This is a genomic window from Nocardia brevicatena NBRC 12119 (genome assembly GCF_000308495.1).
Lineage (GTDB): Bacteria > Actinomycetota > Actinomycetes > Mycobacteriales > Mycobacteriaceae > Nocardia > Nocardia brevicatena.
Window position 1 is genome coordinate 18,672 of record NZ_BAFU01000033.1, and the last position, 16,217, is coordinate 34,888.

The following is a 16,217-nucleotide window of genomic DNA, read 5'->3' on the forward strand; positions in this document are numbered from 1 at the left end:
GGTGTGCCGCCGGTCACGTGCGGTGGTTGCCGGTGTGGCGCCGGATCGACGGAACGGATCGAGCGGATCAGGCGGGTTCGATCCGCATATCATCCTGTCCCCAGTAGGCCCGCATACCGGTGATCCTGCCCTCTTCGTCGAACTCCATGACATCGATCGGGTTCAGCGTCATCCGCTGTCCGCCCGCGGTGGTGATGAGGGTGAACATGAACGCGGCATGATTGCCGACGATCCGCACGCTCTCGGGGACCAGGCCGGTCTCGCGGTCCAGGTTCGCCAGGATGTCGTAGAACTCGCGAATGGCGTCGTGGCCCTGTCTCGGCGGGGTGCCGATGGGGTCCTCGATTCGGGCGTCCGGCGCGTACAGTTCGACGATTTCCTCGGTCGGACCGGTGCCGACCAGTTTCACGTACCGCTCGACCACATCACGGATCTGTCGGGCCATCGCAACTCCTGCCGAATTGAAACGTGTTCTACTTCGGTAGCCTAGCATTGTCGCCGGCGTGTACGGTCGATTCGGCGTCCGCCGTCGGGTCTGCGATCACTGTTCGGTTGGCAGACGCTGTACCGCACGGGAGCGGAAATGCCTGGTCCTGGCATTGGGACGAGACATGATCCGGGAATCGCCGTTGACCCCTCCGGTTCGCCGTTGAACCTTCGTCACGCGTGATGTGCGTCTGCTGGTGTGTCGCGCGGGGCGGCTCTGGTGTTACGTGTTCATCCACCGGCCGTGGTGCATTCCGGGGCCCTGCGCACGGTAGCGAGCGAGCCCCACGCCGACCGGGGACTTGGTATACGCCGTCGATGGTGATGAACTGGGTAGGCGAGAGTTGTATGGGTGGTCCCTCGCGATCCGGTCCGTCCGTTCTCCGTGGTGCGGGTGTTCACCGGTTTGAACGGGCCGCCCGACCGGAATTTTCATCGGTGCATCCGCCGGTCCGGCCGGTGTGTCGACCGGGCGCTGTCGGTGTGGTGCTGTTGAATCGGTCCGGTCAATCCCAGAAAGTTCGAGCGACGAGTGAAAGCGGAGGAAATATGGCACTGCCAACCATGACCGCAGAACAGCGCAGCGAGGCCCTGGCGAAGGCCGCGGCGGTCCGCAAGGCTCGCTCCGAACTGATCGGCAAGGTGAAATCGGGCAAGGTCTCGGTCGCCGAACTGCTGAACAAGTCCGAGAACGACGAGCTGGTGAAGAAAACCAAGGTCGCTGCCGTGATCAAGGCACTGCCCGGGGTCGGCCCGGTGAAAGCGGCCAAGCTCATGGACCAGGCGGAGATCCCCGAGGACCGCCGGATCGGCGGACTCGGCGCCCGTCAACGGGCTGCGCTGCTGGAAGCTCTCTCCAACTGAGCCCGGCCCGGGGCATCCGGGCCCTGGATGCTTCCGGCCGACTGTCAGGCGAGGACGGACGGCCCTCGGTCGTCCGTCTCGGGACGGGTCGGGAAGCGCCGGCGGAGGCCGTACGGCTTCATGTCCCCGAGGGAGTGCGCGGCCGGCGCCGCATCGCCGACCCGGCCGCTGATATCGATGGCGAGAATCCGGTCGTCGGACGGGCAGGCGTCGCCGCGACCGTCGTATTTCGAGGGAGTGACCCACCGCCGCCCGTCGGGGGAGGACGACGGTGCGTAGACGGCGGGGTGGTCGCCGACGTGAAACCTATCCGGATTCGATCCGCTCGGGGTGGGTGTAGACGTTCATCGTGTCGCCGCGGACGAAACCGGCCAGGGTGAGACCGGAATCGGCGGCGAGATCGACGGCCAGGGAACTGGGCGCGGACACGGCGGCCAAGAGGGGTATTCCGGCGAGGACCGCCTTCTGGACGAGCTCGAAGGAGGCCCGACCGCTGACCATGAGCACCAGATCGCCGGCGGGGACACGGTCGGCCTGCAGCGCCCAGCCGATCACCTTGTCGACCGCGTTGTGGCGGCCGATGTCCTCCCGGACCACCAGCGGGTCGCCGTGGGCGGTGAACAGACCGGCGGCGTGAAGCCCGCCGGTGGTGTGGAAGGCCGACTGCCGATCGCGCAAGGTATCGGGCAGCGCGAGCAGGGTGTCCACGTCGATCAGCGGTGTCGGCGGCGGTAGCGGGAAGCGGGTGCGCCGCCGGACCTCGTCCAGCGCGGTTTTCCCGCAGAGACCGCAGGCGCCGGTGGTGAGGAACGGCCGGGTCGGCAGCGGGACGGGGGTGGCGAAGGTGACGTCCAGGACGTTGTAGGTGTTGCGGCCCTGGTCGTCGGTGCCGGCGCAATAGCGGGCCGCGAGGATATCGGCGGTCGCGGTGATCACCGTTTCGCCGAACAGAAAACCGTGGACCAGATCGATATCGTTGCCCGGAGTGCGCATGGTGACGGTCAGCGATCGGCCGTTCGCCCGGATTTCCAAAGGTTCTTCGACCGCGAGAGTATCGGGACGGTGGATCTCACCGGACGCGGTGATACGCCGCATCTTGCGGCGGGTGGTCACTCGGCTCATAGCGCGTCGTGGTCCACCCGGCCGGTATCGGTGTCCGGCGCGGTCGAGCGGTGCTCCGCCCGCGCCGGGGGGTGCGCGGCCGGATGGGAAGTGCTGCGTTCCAGCCGAATGGGAATCGCCTTCGAAACCGGGGTATTGGATCGGGCCGCGACATGGTCGAGCGGTACCAGCGGGTTGGTCTCGGGATAGTAGGCGGCGGCGTTGCCGCGCGGAGTCGGGTAGGCGACCAGGCGGAAGCCGTCGACACGCCGGGTTACGCCGTCGGTCCATTCGGCGACCAGGTCGACGAGATCGCCGTCGGCGAAACCGAATTCGGTGATATCGGTGGCGTTCACCAGCACGACCCTGCGGCCGTTGTGGATTCCGCGGTAGCGGTCGTCGAGGCCGTAGATGGTGGTGTTGTACTGGTCGTGGCTGCGCATGGTCTGCAGGATCAGGCCACCGCGCGGGACCGGGACCCAGGTGAGGTCGTTCACCGCGAAATTGGCTCTGCCCGTGGTCGTATGGAATTCGCGGGCGTCGCGGGGCGGGTGGGGGAGCACGAAGCCGTTGCGTTGACGGACCCGGGTGTTGTAGTCGGCGCAGCCGGGCACGACCCGGACTATGGCGTCGCGGATCAGGTCGTAATCGGCGCGGAACCTCTCCCACGGCACCGGGTGGTCCGGGCCCAACAGTTCGCGGGCGAGTTCGCAGACGATGGCGACCTCACTGCGCAGGTGCGGGCTCACCGGTTTCAGCCGGCCGGTGGACAGGTGCACCATCGACATCGAATCCTCCACCGAGACCTGCTGCCGCACCCCGTTCTGCAAGTCCAGATCGGTGCGGCCGAGGGTGGGCAGGATGAGGGCCGTTTCGCCGTGCACGATATGGCTGCGGTTGAGTTTCGTCGACACCTGCGCGGTGAGCGCGCAGCCGCGCAGCGCGGCCTCGGTGACCGCGGTATCGGGGGTGGCGGAGACGAAATTGCCGCCCATCCCGAAGAAGATACGGGCTCGTCCGTCGCGCATGGCGCGGATCGCGGCAACGGTGTCGAAACCGTGTTCGCGGGGAGCGCTGATACCGAATTCGCGGTCGAGTGCGGCGAGGAAGGGTTCGGGCATCTTCTCCCAGATGCCCATGGTGCGGTCGCCCTGGACGTTCGAATGGCCGCGCACCGGGCACACCCCGGCGCCCGGTTTGCCGATCATGCCGCGGGCCAGCAGCAGGTTCGTGATCTCTTCGATGGTGGCGACGCCGTGGGTGTGCTGGGTCAGACCCATGGCCCAGCAGACGATGGTGCGCTTCGAGGCCGCGACGAGGCGTGCGGTGCGGCGCAGTTGGTCGAGCGTCAGGCCGGTGGCCTCGACGACGGTGTCGAGGTCGACCGCGCGGATATGCCGCTCGTAGTCGGCGAAACCGGCGGTGTGGGCGTTGATGAAGCCCCGGTCGAGCACCGTGCCCGGTTTCTCGTCCTCGGCCTCGAACAGCAGCTTCGCCAGGCCCTGGAACAGGGCCATATCGCCGCCGATCCGGATTTGCAGGAAATCGTCGGCGATGGGCACACCGGTGACGAGGCCCTTGACCGTCTGCGGATCGCGGAAGCCGATGAGTCCGGTTTCCGGGAGCGGGTTCACCGCGATGACGTGGGCGCCGGCACCCTTGGCGTCGGCGAGGGCGCTGAGCATCCGCGGATGATTGGTGCCCGGATTCTGTCCGGCGACGATGATCAGGTCGGCGGCGGCGAAATCGTCGATGGTCACCGAGCCCTTGCCGATACCGATGGAGCCGGTGAGTGCGGTGCCGGACGACTCGTGGCACATATTGCTGCAGTCGGGGAGATTGTTGGTCCCGAAACTGCGCACCAGCAGCTGATACAGGAAGGCGGTCTCGTTGGCGGTGCGGCCGGAGGTGTAGAACACCGCTTCGTCGGGGGAGCCCAGGGCGCGCAGGTGGTCCGCGATCAGGCGATAGGCGTCGTCCCAGGAGATGGGGCGGTAGTGGGTGTCGCCGGGCCACAGCACCATGGGCTCGGTGAGCCGGCCCTGCCTGCCCAGCCAGTACCCGGATTTCTCGACCAGCTCGGCCACCGAATGGGCCGCGAAGAACTCTGGTCCGACCGTGCGCAGTGTCGCCTCCTCGCCGACCGCCTTGGCCCCGTTCTCGCAGAACTCGGCCGGTCGCCGATGCCCGGTGGGTTCCGGCCACGCGCAGCCGGGACAGTCGAAACCGTGTACCTGGTTGACCCGCGCCAAGGTGCGGGCAGTGCGTACGACGCCCATATCGGAGACGGCGCGGGCCATCGCCACACCGACCGCTTTCATCCCTGCCGCCTGCTGGTGGGGTGGGGTGACGGTCAGCTCTGACTCGTCGATATCGTCGATCGGCCCGTTACGATGCATACGGTCATTGTCCCCCGCGCGTCCCGAGCCCGCCGGTTACCGTTCCGCCGGAGGTTGGTTACCACGCGGGGCCGAATCGGCCGTCTGCGCCGGCGGATCGGTGTGGGCCTCTCGGTTTCGCTCGGGTGTGCTCGCCTTGCTCGGTGATTCGGACGGTGGTGTGGTGTCCGGCGCGAATACCTGCGTGTCCGTACCTCGAGCGCTGCCGGCCTTGGACCACGGTGTGTCGGCGGGCTGTTCTCGGTTACCGGTCTGCCCCGCGGAAACCGCGGTCGCCTTCTGCGAAGAGCGCTTCGCGGCGGCTGCGATCCGGGCCGCCGCGCGACCGGCACGCGACCACGGGGTCTGGGCCGCCTGGCGACGGGATGATTGCCGGGGATTCGATATCGGTGGACGAGCCGGCGACCGGTCGGTACTGCCCTGTGCTTGGCGGGTGGGGCCGGCGGGATGCTGTTCGTTCGAAGCGGTGGCCAACGGTGTCTGCTCGTGTACCCGCGGGGTCGTTTCGACGGGCCTGGACGAGGCCGTGTCCGCGGTTGCGGCGGGCCCCGTGTCCGCGGTTGCGGCGGGCCTGTCGAGCAGGGGTGTGGACTCGGCGTGGCGCGGGCTCTGCGCTGCCCCCTCGGTAGTGGTGGACCCGCTGTCCGCCGAATTCCTACCCGGCTCGTCGAGCGCGGTGCGGCCCGCCGGGTTGTCCGGCGCGGAAAGGGCCCGGCCCGGTTCGGCGGACGTGCCGGACACCGGCGGGGCGGTGGTCGGCGCGGCCGTCCCGGGCGGGTCGATACCGCGGTCCCCACGTTGCCCCTCGGTGGTGGCGGTATTGCTCCCCGGGGCGTTCTCGGGGGGCGTCGCGGTGAGCGGTCGCTGCGTTTCCGACGGTGGGCTCGAGAGCGCCTCCGGCGGTGGGGACGGCTGTGCGAATCTGTCGATCGGTTCGATACCGGTCGGCGGCGACACGGTGGATGAGGCGGGTGCCGGGACCGGTTCGCCGTCCACCGGAAGTTCGAGTCCGGGAGTGGTGAAGTCGAGCCCGGCCACCTTTTCGGCGAATGCTTCGGCATGGGACAGCATCGCGTCGGCGTGATCGTCCAACACCTTGGCGTAGCGCATCACTTCGTCGGGTTCGATGTGCAATACCGGCGCGCCTCCCGGCGGCACCCCGAGCGCATCGCTCGCCGCGCTGTACAGGGTACCGTTGACCATCTGTTCGATCTTGTCCTCGAGCGGTTCGATAGCCTTGCCCAGTACTTCGGCGGCTATGTACCACACCAGCGTCTCCTGCAGGGACGAAAGGAGACGGCGTGCCGCGGCGGCTATGAGCGGACGCAGGACCAGACCGGCCGGGGTGAGCATCATCGCCGCATAGGTCACCGCAAGCGCGGCGAGTTCGGCCAGCACCGCGACCTGCACCACTTCGATGACATCGGCCGCGATATCGAGCGCCTTCGCCACCACACCGCACGCGGCATCCAACTGCGCCATATTTCCGGCGCTCATCCGGCCCCATGCCGCGAGCAATGCCTGATAGGACTCTCCGGAATAGACCGACCCCATGTCCTTGACCACACCGGTCGCCGACTCGTGGGTTTCCCGAACGTCGGTGGCGAAATCACTGACGTGCCGGGAGAGTTCACGTACTTGGTCGGCGTCGACATCCGGATATGGGAGGCCGAGAGCGTTGAGGATGAATACGACCTCGCTCGGTATCTGAATACTCAAGCCTCGAACCTTCTCACGTCGCAAACCCCCGGTGGCGAGAACCACCGAACCGTGCCCATTCTCATGATGGAACGCCGAATCGCCTGTGGATCCGGCCTGGTATCGGTCGGTGACCGCTCGGATCGAATCCGGTCGTGCGGCCACCTCGACGCGGACCACCACCTAAGCAACCTATTGTGCCCTGCCATGGTCTGGAGGTGAACCCCTATGGGGGGAGGTCATGGCCGGTGTCACATCGACCGCTTCCGTTCGCTCGGTCGCGGCATCGGGCGGCCCCGAATCGTGTCGTGCCGATATCACGGACGGAGGCGGCCGATTACGAGATTCTCGGATTGTCGTCCAGGGGTGACATGACACATCCGAACCGGTGGCTCGCTACTCGCCGGGGGAAATGATGGCCGCGGGCGGATACGAGCCGCGGTGACGGACGGCGGTACGCAGGTCGTCGAGCACTGCCCCGTCGGGTGCTGCCCTGTCGCTGTGCGGCCGTATCGGTCCGGGACCGATCTCACGGTGTCGCGGACCATGCGGCCAGCGCCGCCGGGGCGGCGGCCGCGCGGTCGTGGGGAACCAGGCCGATGCGGGTTCGGCGGTCGAGCAGGTCGGCCGGGTCCAAGGCGCCTTCATGAGTCACGGACCAGGCGAATTCGGCGGCGATGACGTCCATACCAGGGGCCACGGGAGCGGCGAGGGCCGGATCGGTCTCGGCGAGAGCGGCGATGGCGGGTGCTTCGCTGCCGTAACGGTCGATCAGGATCGGGGGCGCGCAGATCCGGTCGCGGGCCGGGCCGGCGACCGCACCGACCAGGGGGAGATCCTCGGTGCGGCAGGGTCCGGCCGAGAATCCGGCGTGCCGGACGGCGGCGTCCACCGCGTCCTCGGCCATGGTGCGGTAGGTGGTGAGCTTGCCGCCGACCACGGTGATGACGCCGACGGGTGAGGTCAGGACCGCGTGTTCGCGGGATATATCGGCGGTGCTGTCGACTCCGGTGCGCAGCAGTGGGCGCAGGCCGGCGAAGCCACCCCGGATATCGGCGTGGGTCAGGGGCGCGCGCAGGACGGCGTTGACGGTGTCGAGCAGGAAATCGATCTCCGTGTCGGTGGGGTGGGGTTCGTCGGGGACGGGACCGGGGGCGTCCTCATCGGTGAGGCCCAGGTAGACGCGGCCGTGGGCGGCCGGGAGGGCGAAGACGAAACGGCTGATACTGCCGGGGACCGGGACGGTGAGCGCGGCGGTGAGCCCGCCGAAGGATTCGGCGTCGAACACCAGGTGGGTGCCGCGGCTGGGACGTAGTTCGATACTCGGATCGACCTGGTCGGCCCAGACACCGGTGGCGTTGATCACCGCTCCGGCACGCACGGCGAGGGTTTCTCCGGTGCGGGTATCACGCAGGGACGCCGATTCCCCGGTGACCGCGCCGGCCGCCACCCGGGTGAGCACGGACGCGCCGTAGGAGGCGGCCGTACGGGCCAATGCGACCACCAGACGGGCATCGTCCACCAGTTGACCGTCCCAGGCCTGGATACCGCCGCGCAGCCCGGCGCGGCGGACCGTCGGGGCCAGCCGCAGCACTTCGGCCGTCGACACCCGCCGGGATCGGGGCAACTGCGCGGCCGATGTGCCGGCGGCCCGGCGCAGCAGATCGCCCGCCGCGAAACCCACCCTGGTGAGGGTGCGCTGGGTCCGGGTGATGCCGGGTAGCAGCGGCACCAGCTGCGGAAGCGGGCGCACCAGGTGTGGTGCGGTGCGGGTGAGCAGGATCCCGCGCTCCATCGCGCTCTCGTGGGCGAGCCCGATATGGCCGCCCGCCAGATAGCGCAGCCCTCCGTGTACCAGCTTGGAGCTCCACCGGCTGGTGCCGAAGGCCAGATCCTGCCGTTCCACCAGGACGGTGCGCAGCCCGCGCGCCGCGGCGTCGAGGGCGACACCGGTCCCGGTTACCCCGCCGCCGATAACCAACAGGTCGACGCGGGGCTCGTCGCCCAGCGCGGTCAGTTCGCGCTGCCGCCTGGCCGCGTTCAGGGCGGAATCGGTATGCGGTAGCGACATCGTCTCACCCTTTCTCGGGCCGTCGGCCCGTATTCCCGTATAGGAGCCCCCCGTCGATCTCCATCGCGAGGATGGAAGCTGCCGCGGCCATGTCTTCGAGTCTGCCTCGTCGATATCCGGTGGCGCCGGATCCGGGATGCCGGGTGATGTTCGTCGCACCTTACAGGCACAGCCATGCCCGAAATGTCGTTTTCCCTCGAGGAGCGAACAGACAGCACATCCGTGCCGGAGATCCGGTGGTCCGTCGTACCCGCGCTGGTGGAAGGGGTGGATGCGGTTCGACCGGGCCGGATCGGGGACCTCGGGCGGCATCCGGCCGCCCATAACGTCCACCAGGTGCGAGACTTGGGCTCGTGAACGAGACGTGGCAACCTATCGGCACCGACTCCGCCGCAAACCCCGGCGCGGGTCGTACCGCACCCGATATGGTGTGGGATGCCTGGGGCGTCCCCGAAGGACATGCCCCGCTGCCGGAACGGATCCGCGGCCTGCTGACGCAGGTCTTCGGAATCCCCGGCGAGCCGGCGGCACGTCGCGATGAGGGCGATGTGCCGCTGCGCTCGACGGAGCTGTCCATGGCGCACCGTGCCGGTCTGAGCGCGGTGGTCGGCGCCGACCGGGTATCCACCGAACACCGCGACCGACTACATCACGCGGGCGGTAAGAGCACCCTCGATCTGCTTCGCCGCCGCGCCGACGGCCCGCAGGATGCCCCCGACGCCGTTGTCTTCCCCACCGACCACGACCAGGTCGCGGCGGTGCTCGCCTATTGCGCCGAGCAGGAGATCGCGGTGGTTCCGTTCGGCGGTGGAACCAGCGTGGTGGGCGGCCTCGAGCCGGTACGGGGGCGTTTCGAGACGGTGATCGCCCTGGATCTGCGCGGGCTGGACGGCCTGCTCGCGGTCGACCCGGTGAGCGGGACCGCGACCTTCGGCGCGGGCGTCACCGGACCGCGCGCCGAGGAACTGCTGGCCGCGCACGAGCTGTCATTGGGACATTTCCCGCAGAGTTTCGAATTCGCCAGTATCGGTGGATTCGCCGCCACGCGGTCATCGGGACAGGCCTCGTCCGGATACGGGCGGTTCGACGATATGGTGCAGCGCCTGCGTATCGCGACCCCCACCGGGACGGTGACGGTGGGCCGCGCGCCCGCCTCGGCGGCGGGGCCGGATCTGCGCGAACTGTTCCTCGGTTCCGAGGGCACACTCGGGGTTATCACGGAGGTGACAGCGCGGGTTCATCCGATCCCGGAGGACACCCGGTACGAGGCGTGGACGTTTCCGGATTTCGACACTGGGGCCGCGGCGCTGCGCGCGTTGGTGCGGTCCGGTGCCGCGCCGACCGTGCTGCGCCTGTCCGACGAGGCCGAAACCGCGCTCAACCTGGCCCGCGCCGGCGATATCGGTGGCACGGCGGTCGACGGCTGCCTGGCCGTGACGACCTTCGAAGGCACGCGCGCGCATATCGTGGCCCGGAGCGCAGAGGCCGCGGAGATCCTGCGCGCCGCCGGTGGGACCCCGCTGGGGCCGGAACCCGCCCGGCAGTGGGAACACGGTCGGTTCGCCGCCCCCTACCTGCGCGACGCCCTCCTGGACGTCGGGGTGCTGTGCGAAACCCTGGAGACCGCCGCCTGCTGGAGCGCGCTGCCCGAACTGAAGGCGAAGGTCACCGCCGCGCTGGTGGACCGGCTCACCGTCGGAGGGGCACCCGCGCTGGTGATGTGCCATATCTCACACACCTACCCGACCGGGGCCTCGCTGTACTTCACCGTCGTCGCCGCGATGCGCGACGATCCGATCGCTCGGTGGCAGGTGGCCAAACGAGCCGCGGGCGACGCCATCATGGCCGCCGGGGGAACCATCACCCACCATCACGCCGTCGGCGCCGACCACCGGGACTGGCTGCCCGAGGAAATCGGTGACCTGGGCGTCCGGGTGCTACGCGCGGTGAAACGCGAAATCGACCCTGCGGGCATCCTCAATCCGGGCACACTGTTGCCATGACCGACCCACAGCGGGGTGCGGTGCGCGCCGCCACCATGGTGACGAATCCGGCGTCCGGGCACGGTAGGGGACGCGATACCGCGGCGGCCGTCGCGGCGCGGCTGACCGAACGCGGTATCGAGGTCGGCGAGATCCACGGTTCATCGGCGGCCGAGACCCTGACGCGGCTGCGCGAGAACCTCGCCGGCTCCCGCCCGGACGCCGTGATCTGCGTCGGCGGCGACGGTATGGTCTCGGCCGTCCTGGACGGGCTCGCCCACGGCGGGATTCCGTTGGCGCTGGTGCCCTGCGGTACCGGCAATGATCTGGCACGCGAATTCGATATCCCCGACGACGACCCGGTCGCCGCCGCCGACCTGGTGCTCGACGGTCGGGTGCGCGATATCGATCTGGGACTGATCGAATCCGAGCCCCTCGGCGTGGGGACGGGCGCCGACCGCCCCCACACGGTGAACACCGTGTCCATGTGGTTCGCGACCATCGCCGCGACCGGTTTCGACGCCCGGGTCACCCTGCGCGCCAACCGGATGCGCCATCCGCGCGGCCCGCTGCGGTACAGCATCGCCGCGCTCGCCGAACTCGTCCACGGCACCGCGGTGCCGTATCACATCGAGCTCTCGCACCGCGGTGAAACGCGGGCGACGGTCGCGGACATCGAGGCGGTGATGGTGGCGGTGGGCAATACCACCACCTATGGCGGTGGAATGCTGATCTGCCCCGACGCCGTCGTCGACGATGGGCAGCTGGAGGTCACCGTGGTCGGCGCGGTCTCGCGCCTGGAAATGCTGCGTCTGCTGCCCGCCCTGGCCTCGGGCCGGCGGGTAGACCATCCGGCCGTCACCCAGTATCGCGCCGAGTGGTTGCGGCTCGATTCCCCGGGCGCCCCGGCCACCGCGGACGGTGAACCCGCGGGCACGCTGCCGGTGACGATGCGCAGTGTGCCAGGGGCATTGCCGCTGTTGGTCCCCGCATGAGCGTATGTCCAGAAGGAGCTCGTGTTCTCCGGGTCGGTGTCGGTCGGGTCTTCGCGTTCGCTCCGGCGGTGCGCGGTACGGCAGCGGGCGGTGCTCGGCCGTGCCCGTCGGGCGGTGAAGCGTATGCGCCGCACCCGGTCCATGCCGGAGCGGTCGATCACCACCACCGACGCCGGCTCGGGGCACAGTCCTTGCCTCCGGGCAACAGCGGACAGCAATCGGCTCCATCGAGAACAGTGCCATTGGTTTCGGCAAGGCCGGTCCGGCAAGCTGAGAATTACTTATGGATTCGGGCTATCGGCCGTGCTGGGTTGTAGGCTTGGCTCATGGGCGGAGTTCTCCGATGTCCCTCATCCACCGGAGAACTCCGCCCTCGCCGTATGGAGGGCCGGACCGGTGGTTACAGGTCGGACAACAACCCTGCGGAAACCACCTCGCGCCTACAACTAGAATCGCGGCGTGACCAGCGCAGCCCCTGACAATACGCGAAATCGCGCCGATGCCCTCCCCAAGAGCTGGAACCCCGGCGAGGTGGAGGCCGACCTGTACGAGCGCTGGGTAGCCGCCGGTTACTTCGCCGCCGATCCGTCGAGCGGCAAGCCCGCGTATTCGATCGTGCTGCCGCCGCCGAACGTCACCGGCTCCCTGCACATGGGCCATGCCCTCGACCACACTCTCATGGACACCCTCGCCCGCCGCAAGCGGATGCAGGGCTACGAGGTGCTGTGGCTGCCCGGTATGGACCATGCCGGTATCGCCACCCAGACCGTGGTGGAGAAACAGTTGGCCGTCGACGGCAAGACCAAAGAAGATCTCGGCCGCGAGCTGTTCGTGCAGAAGGTGTGGGACTGGAAGCGCGAATCCGGCGGCGCCATCCAGTGGCAGATGCGCGCCCTCGGTGACAGCGTGGACTGGTCACGGGACCGGTTCACCATGGACGGGGGCCTGTCCCGGGCGGTGCAGACCATCTTCAAGCGTCTCTTCGACGCAGGCCTGATCTACCGTGCCGAACGCCTGGTGAACTGGTCGCCGGAACTGCGCACCGCCATCTCCGATATCGAAGTCAAATACGAGGATGTCGAGGGTGAGCTGGTCTCGCTGCGGTACGGCTCGCTCGACGACACCGAACCGCACGTGGTGGTCGCCACCACCCGGGTGGAGACCATGCTCGGTGATACCGCGGTGGCGGTGCATCCGGACGATCCGCGCTACCGCGATCTGATCGGCACCACCCTCGAACATCCGATCACCGGCCGGCAGATCCCGATCATCGCCGACGACTATGTCGATCCGGAGTTCGGTTCCGGCGCGGTCAAGATCACCCCGGCGCACGACCCCAACGACTTCGAGATGGGCCTGCGGCACAACCTGCCGATGCCGACCATCCTGGACGAGCGCGGCCGGATCACCGGTACGGGCACCGAATTCGACGGAATGGACCGGTTCGAGGCGCGGGTGAAGGTGCGCGAAAGACTGGCCGCCGAGGGACGCGTGGTCGCCGAGAAGCGACCCTACCTGCACAGCGTCGGCCATTCGGAGCGCAGCGGCGAGTCGATCGAACCGCGGCTGTCCATGCAGTGGTGGGTGAAGGTCGAGTCCCTGGCCAGGGCCGCCGGTGACGCGGTGCGCAACGGTGACACCGTCATCCACCCGGAGAGCCAGAAACCGCGCTGGTTCGACTGGGTCGACGATATGCACGACTGGTGCATCTCCCGCCAGCTGTGGTGGGGCCACCGCATCCCGATCTGGTATGGCCCCGAGGGCGAGGTGGCGTGTGTCGGCCCGGACGAGACGCCGCCGGAGGGCTGGGTGCAGGACCCCGACGTCCTGGACACCTGGTTCTCGTCGGGTCTGTGGCCGTTCTCGACCATGGGCTGGCCGGACGCCACACCGGAATTGGGGAAGTTCTATCCGACCAGCGTGCTGGTCACCGGTTACGACATCCTCTTCTTCTGGGTGGCCCGGATGATGATGTTCGGCACTTTCGTCGCCGAGGACACCGCGATCACCGCCGGGAAGGGCGGCGCCCGTCAGGTGCCGTTCAAGGACGTGTTCCTGCACGGTCTGATCCGCGACCAGTACGGCAAGAAGATGTCGAAGTCGCGGGGCAACGGTATCGACCCCTTGGACTGGATCTCCGACTACGGCGCCGACGCCCTGCGGTTCACCCTGGCGCGCGGTGCGCAGCCCGGCGGCGACCTGTCCGTCGGCGAACCGCACGCCCTGGCCTCGCGCAGCTTCATCACCAAACTGTTCAACGCGAGCAAGTTCGCGCTGATGAACGGCGCCCATGCGGGTGACCTGCCCGCCCGCGACACCCTCACCGACGCCGACCGTTGGATTCTGGATCGGTTCGACGAGGTGCGCGCCGAGGTCGACGCCGCTTTCGACGCCTACGAGTTCGGCAAGGCGTGCGAGGCGCTGTACCACTTCGCGTGGGACGAACTGTGCGACTGGTACCTGGAACTGTCCAAGGTGCAGTTCGCGGCGGACGGTGAACGCGCGGAGGCCACCCGGGTGGTCCTGGGCAACGTCCTCGACGCCGTGCTGCGGCTGCTGCATCCGGTGGTTCCGTTCGTCACCGAGGTGCTGCGGCAGGCGCTGACCGGCGGGGAATCCGTCGTTGTCGCCGCATGGCCGCAGGGCAGCGGTGTGCCCGCCGATACCGGCTCCGCCCGGCGGATCGCCGATGTCCAGCGTCTCGTCACCGAGATCCGCCGTTTCCGCAGCGATCAGGGACTGGCCGACAAACAGAAGGTCGCGGCCCGGGTGATCGGCCTGGCCGAGGCCGGGATCGAGCATATGTACGACTCGGTGGCCAACCTCGCCCGACTCACCGAGCCGGGTGACGGGTTCTCCGCCACCGCGTCCGTGGAGGTGCGGTTGAGCGGTGCCACTGTCACCGTCGGGGTGGATACCTCGGGTTCGGTCGACCTGGAGGCCGAACGTCGCCGGTTGGAGAAGGACCTGGCCGCCGCCCGGAAGGAACTGGACACCACCACCGCCAAACTCGCCAATGAGTCGTTCCTGGCCAAGGCGCCCGAACAGGTGGTGGACAAGATCCGTAAGCGTCGCGATGTGGCCGCCGACGAGGTGGACCGGATCGGCGCCCGGCTCGCCGAGCTGAGCGGCAAGTGAACGATCCGCGAGGCAACCGCGAACCGGAGCCACAGCACGGGACGGACGCTCGCCTCGGCAGCGGGCCGTCGCCGGTGGATCTGGCGGAGATGGCGCTGGTCGAGGCCGAACTCGACCGGCGCTGGCCGGAAACCAAGATCGAGCCGTCGCTCACCCGGATCGCCACCCTGATGGATGTGCTGGGCCATCCCCAACACGGCTACCCGGCCATCCATATCGCCGGGACCAACGGCAAGACGTCGGTCTCGCGGATGATCGACGCCCTGCTCACCGCCCTGCACCGCCGGACCGGACGGTTCACCAGCCCGCATCTGCAGCTGGCCACCGAACGGATCAGTATCGATAACGCGCCCATCTCCCCGGCCCGCTATGTGGAGCTCTACCGGGAACTGCAGCCGTATATCGAGATGATCGACCAGCGGTCGACCGCGGCGGGTGGCCCGGCGCTGAGCAAATTCGAGGTGCTCACCGCCATGGCCTACGCCGAGTTCGCGGAGGCTCCGGTGGATGTCGCGGTGGTGGAGACGGGGATGGGCGGCACCTGGGACGCCACCAATGTCATCGACGGGCAGGTCGCGGTGATCACCCAGATCGGCCTGGACCACACCGAGTACCTGGGTCCGGACCTGGCCTCCATCGCCACGGAGAAGGCCGGGATCATCAAGCCCCCCGCCGACCGACTGGTGCCCGTCGACACCGTCGCGGTGATCGGCGAACAGGACCCCGAGGCCATGGACGTGCTATTGCGGCGCGCGGTCGAGGTCGACGCCTCGGTGGCTCGGGCGGGCTCGGAGTTCCGGGTCGTGAGCCGCCGGATCGCGGTCGGTGGTCAGCAGCTGGAACTGCAAGGCCTCGGTGGGGTGTACGACGAGATCTTCCTGCCGCTGCACGGCGAGCACCAGGCCCACAACGCGGCGCTCGCCCTGGCCGCGGTGGAGGCGTTCTTCGGCGCGGGCGTCGACCGGCAGTTGGACGTGGACGCGGTCCGCGCCGGTTTCGCCGCCGCCACCAGTCCGGGTCGGATGGAACGGATGCGCAGCGCCCCCACGATCTTCATCGATGCCGCGCACAACCCGGCCGGGGCGCGGGCGCTGGCCAAGACACTGACCGCCGAATTCGACTTCCGCAAGCTGGTGGGGGTGGTCTCGGTACTGTCCGACAAGGACGTGGTGGGAATACTGACCCCGTGGGAATCGGTGTTCGACGAGATCGTCGTCACCGACAACGGCTCTCCGCGCGCCATGGACGTGGAACAGCTGGCCGATCTGGCCGTCCAGCGTTTCGGCGACGAGCGGGTGGTGACCGCGCCCACTCTGCCCGACGCGTTGGAAACCGCCATCGCGCTGGCCGAAGAGGTCGGGGAATCGGGCGATATGGTCTCCGGCGCGGGAATCGTGGTGACCGGTTCGGTGGTAACCGCGGGAGCCGCGCGCGCCCTGTTCGGCAAGGATCCGGCATGAGGCCGTGAGAGGATACAGCGTGA

Annotated in this window: 10 protein-coding genes; 5 read left to right on the plus strand and 5 right to left on the minus strand. The window is 68.6% G+C overall.

Annotation, left to right across the window (positions count from 1 at the left end; translation table 11 throughout):
* Positions 1-67 precede the first annotated feature (67 nt).
* Positions 68-445, minus strand: coding sequence for a nuclear transport factor 2 family protein (locus tag ON20_RS06875; protein WP_040834118.1), 378 nt, complete (start codon positions 443-445; stop codon positions 68-70).
* A gap of 590 nt (positions 446-1,035) precedes the next feature.
* Between ON20_RS06875 and mihF the strand changes: the two genes are divergently transcribed.
* Positions 1,036-1,350 carry an integration host factor, actinobacterial type gene (gene mihF, locus ON20_RS06880; protein WP_040834119.1) on the plus strand — a complete coding sequence of 105 codons (315 nt, stop codon included), beginning with the start codon at positions 1,036-1,038 and terminating at the stop codon, positions 1,348-1,350.
* Between the two features lie 306 nt (positions 1,351-1,656).
* On the opposite strand, the gene fdhD is transcribed toward mihF, so the two are convergent.
* The 4 genes from fdhD to ON20_RS06900 form a co-directional block, all read right to left on the minus strand.
* The gene (gene fdhD / locus ON20_RS06885) at positions 1,657-2,472 is read right to left on the minus strand and encodes a formate dehydrogenase accessory sulfurtransferase FdhD (RefSeq protein WP_040834120.1); all 816 of its coding nucleotides are present in this window, start codon (positions 2,470-2,472) and stop codon (positions 1,657-1,659) included.
* On the minus strand, positions 2,469-4,850 hold the full coding sequence (locus ON20_RS06890) for an FdhF/YdeP family oxidoreductase (protein ID WP_083864712.1): 2,382 nt from the start codon (positions 4,848-4,850) through the stop codon (positions 2,469-2,471). Before ON20_RS06890 ends, fdhD begins: the two co-directional genes overlap by 4 nt.
* A gap of 36 nt (positions 4,851-4,886) precedes the next feature.
* A complete protein-coding gene (locus ON20_RS32900; RefSeq protein WP_157228734.1) occupies positions 4,887-6,569 on the minus strand; it encodes a WXG100 family type VII secretion target in 1,683 nt (560 codons plus the stop codon).
* A gap of 508 nt (positions 6,570-7,077) precedes the next feature.
* Entirely contained in the window at positions 7,078-8,619 is a 1,542-nt protein-coding gene (locus tag ON20_RS06900; protein WP_040834121.1) for a glycerol-3-phosphate dehydrogenase/oxidase, read from the minus strand.
* Positions 8,620-9,044: 425 nt separating this feature from the next.
* On the opposite strand from ON20_RS06900, the gene ON20_RS06910 reads away from it, so the two are divergent.
* The 4 genes from ON20_RS06910 to folC all read left to right on the plus strand — a co-directional run bounded on the left by ON20_RS06910 (position 9,045) and on the right by folC (position 16,194).
* Positions 9,045-10,622, plus strand: coding sequence for an FAD-binding oxidoreductase (locus tag ON20_RS06910; protein ID WP_040834162.1), 1,578 nt, complete (start codon positions 9,045-9,047; stop codon positions 10,620-10,622).
* Positions 10,619-11,596, plus strand: coding sequence for a YegS/Rv2252/BmrU family lipid kinase (locus tag ON20_RS06915; RefSeq protein WP_040834123.1), 978 nt, complete (start codon positions 10,619-10,621; stop codon positions 11,594-11,596). The genes ON20_RS06910 and ON20_RS06915 overlap by 4 nt, the downstream gene beginning before the upstream one ends.
* Positions 11,597-12,055: 459 nt before the next feature.
* Positions 12,056-14,734 (plus strand): valine--tRNA ligase, encoded by a 2,679-nt coding sequence (locus tag ON20_RS06920; RefSeq protein ID WP_040834124.1) that lies wholly within the window; start codon positions 12,056-12,058, stop codon positions 14,732-14,734.
* Positions 14,731-16,194: a bifunctional tetrahydrofolate synthase/dihydrofolate synthase gene (gene folC, locus ON20_RS06925; protein ID WP_438803384.1), complete on the plus strand. Its 1,464-nt coding sequence runs from the start codon at positions 14,731-14,733 to the stop codon at positions 16,192-16,194. The genes ON20_RS06920 and folC overlap by 4 nt, the downstream gene beginning before the upstream one ends.
* The last annotated feature ends 23 nt before the right edge of the window (positions 16,195-16,217 follow it).

What these genes read in the sequence shown, in the direction of transcription:
- mihF (WP_040834119.1), top strand. Translation starts at nt 1,036, where the DNA reads ATGGCACTGCCAACCATGACCGCAGAACAGCGCAGCGAGGCCCTGGCG.
- ON20_RS06900 (WP_040834121.1), bottom strand. Translation starts at nt 8,619, where the DNA reads ATGTCGCTACCGCATACCGATTCCGCCCTGAACGCGGCCAGGCGGCAG.
- ON20_RS06890 (WP_083864712.1), bottom strand. Translation starts at nt 4,850, where the DNA reads ATGCATCGTAACGGGCCGATCGACGATATCGACGAGTCAGAGCTGACC.
- fdhD (WP_040834120.1), bottom strand. Translation starts at nt 2,472, where the DNA reads ATGAGCCGAGTGACCACCCGCCGCAAGATGCGGCGTATCACCGCGTCC.
- ON20_RS06875 (WP_040834118.1), bottom strand. Translation starts at nt 445, where the DNA reads ATGGCCCGACAGATCCGTGATGTGGTCGAGCGGTACGTGAAACTGGTC.
- ON20_RS06915 (WP_040834123.1), top strand. Translation starts at nt 10,619, where the DNA reads ATGACCGACCCACAGCGGGGTGCGGTGCGCGCCGCCACCATGGTGACG.
- ON20_RS06910 (WP_040834162.1), top strand. Translation starts at nt 9,045, where the DNA reads ATGGTGTGGGATGCCTGGGGCGTCCCCGAAGGACATGCCCCGCTGCCG.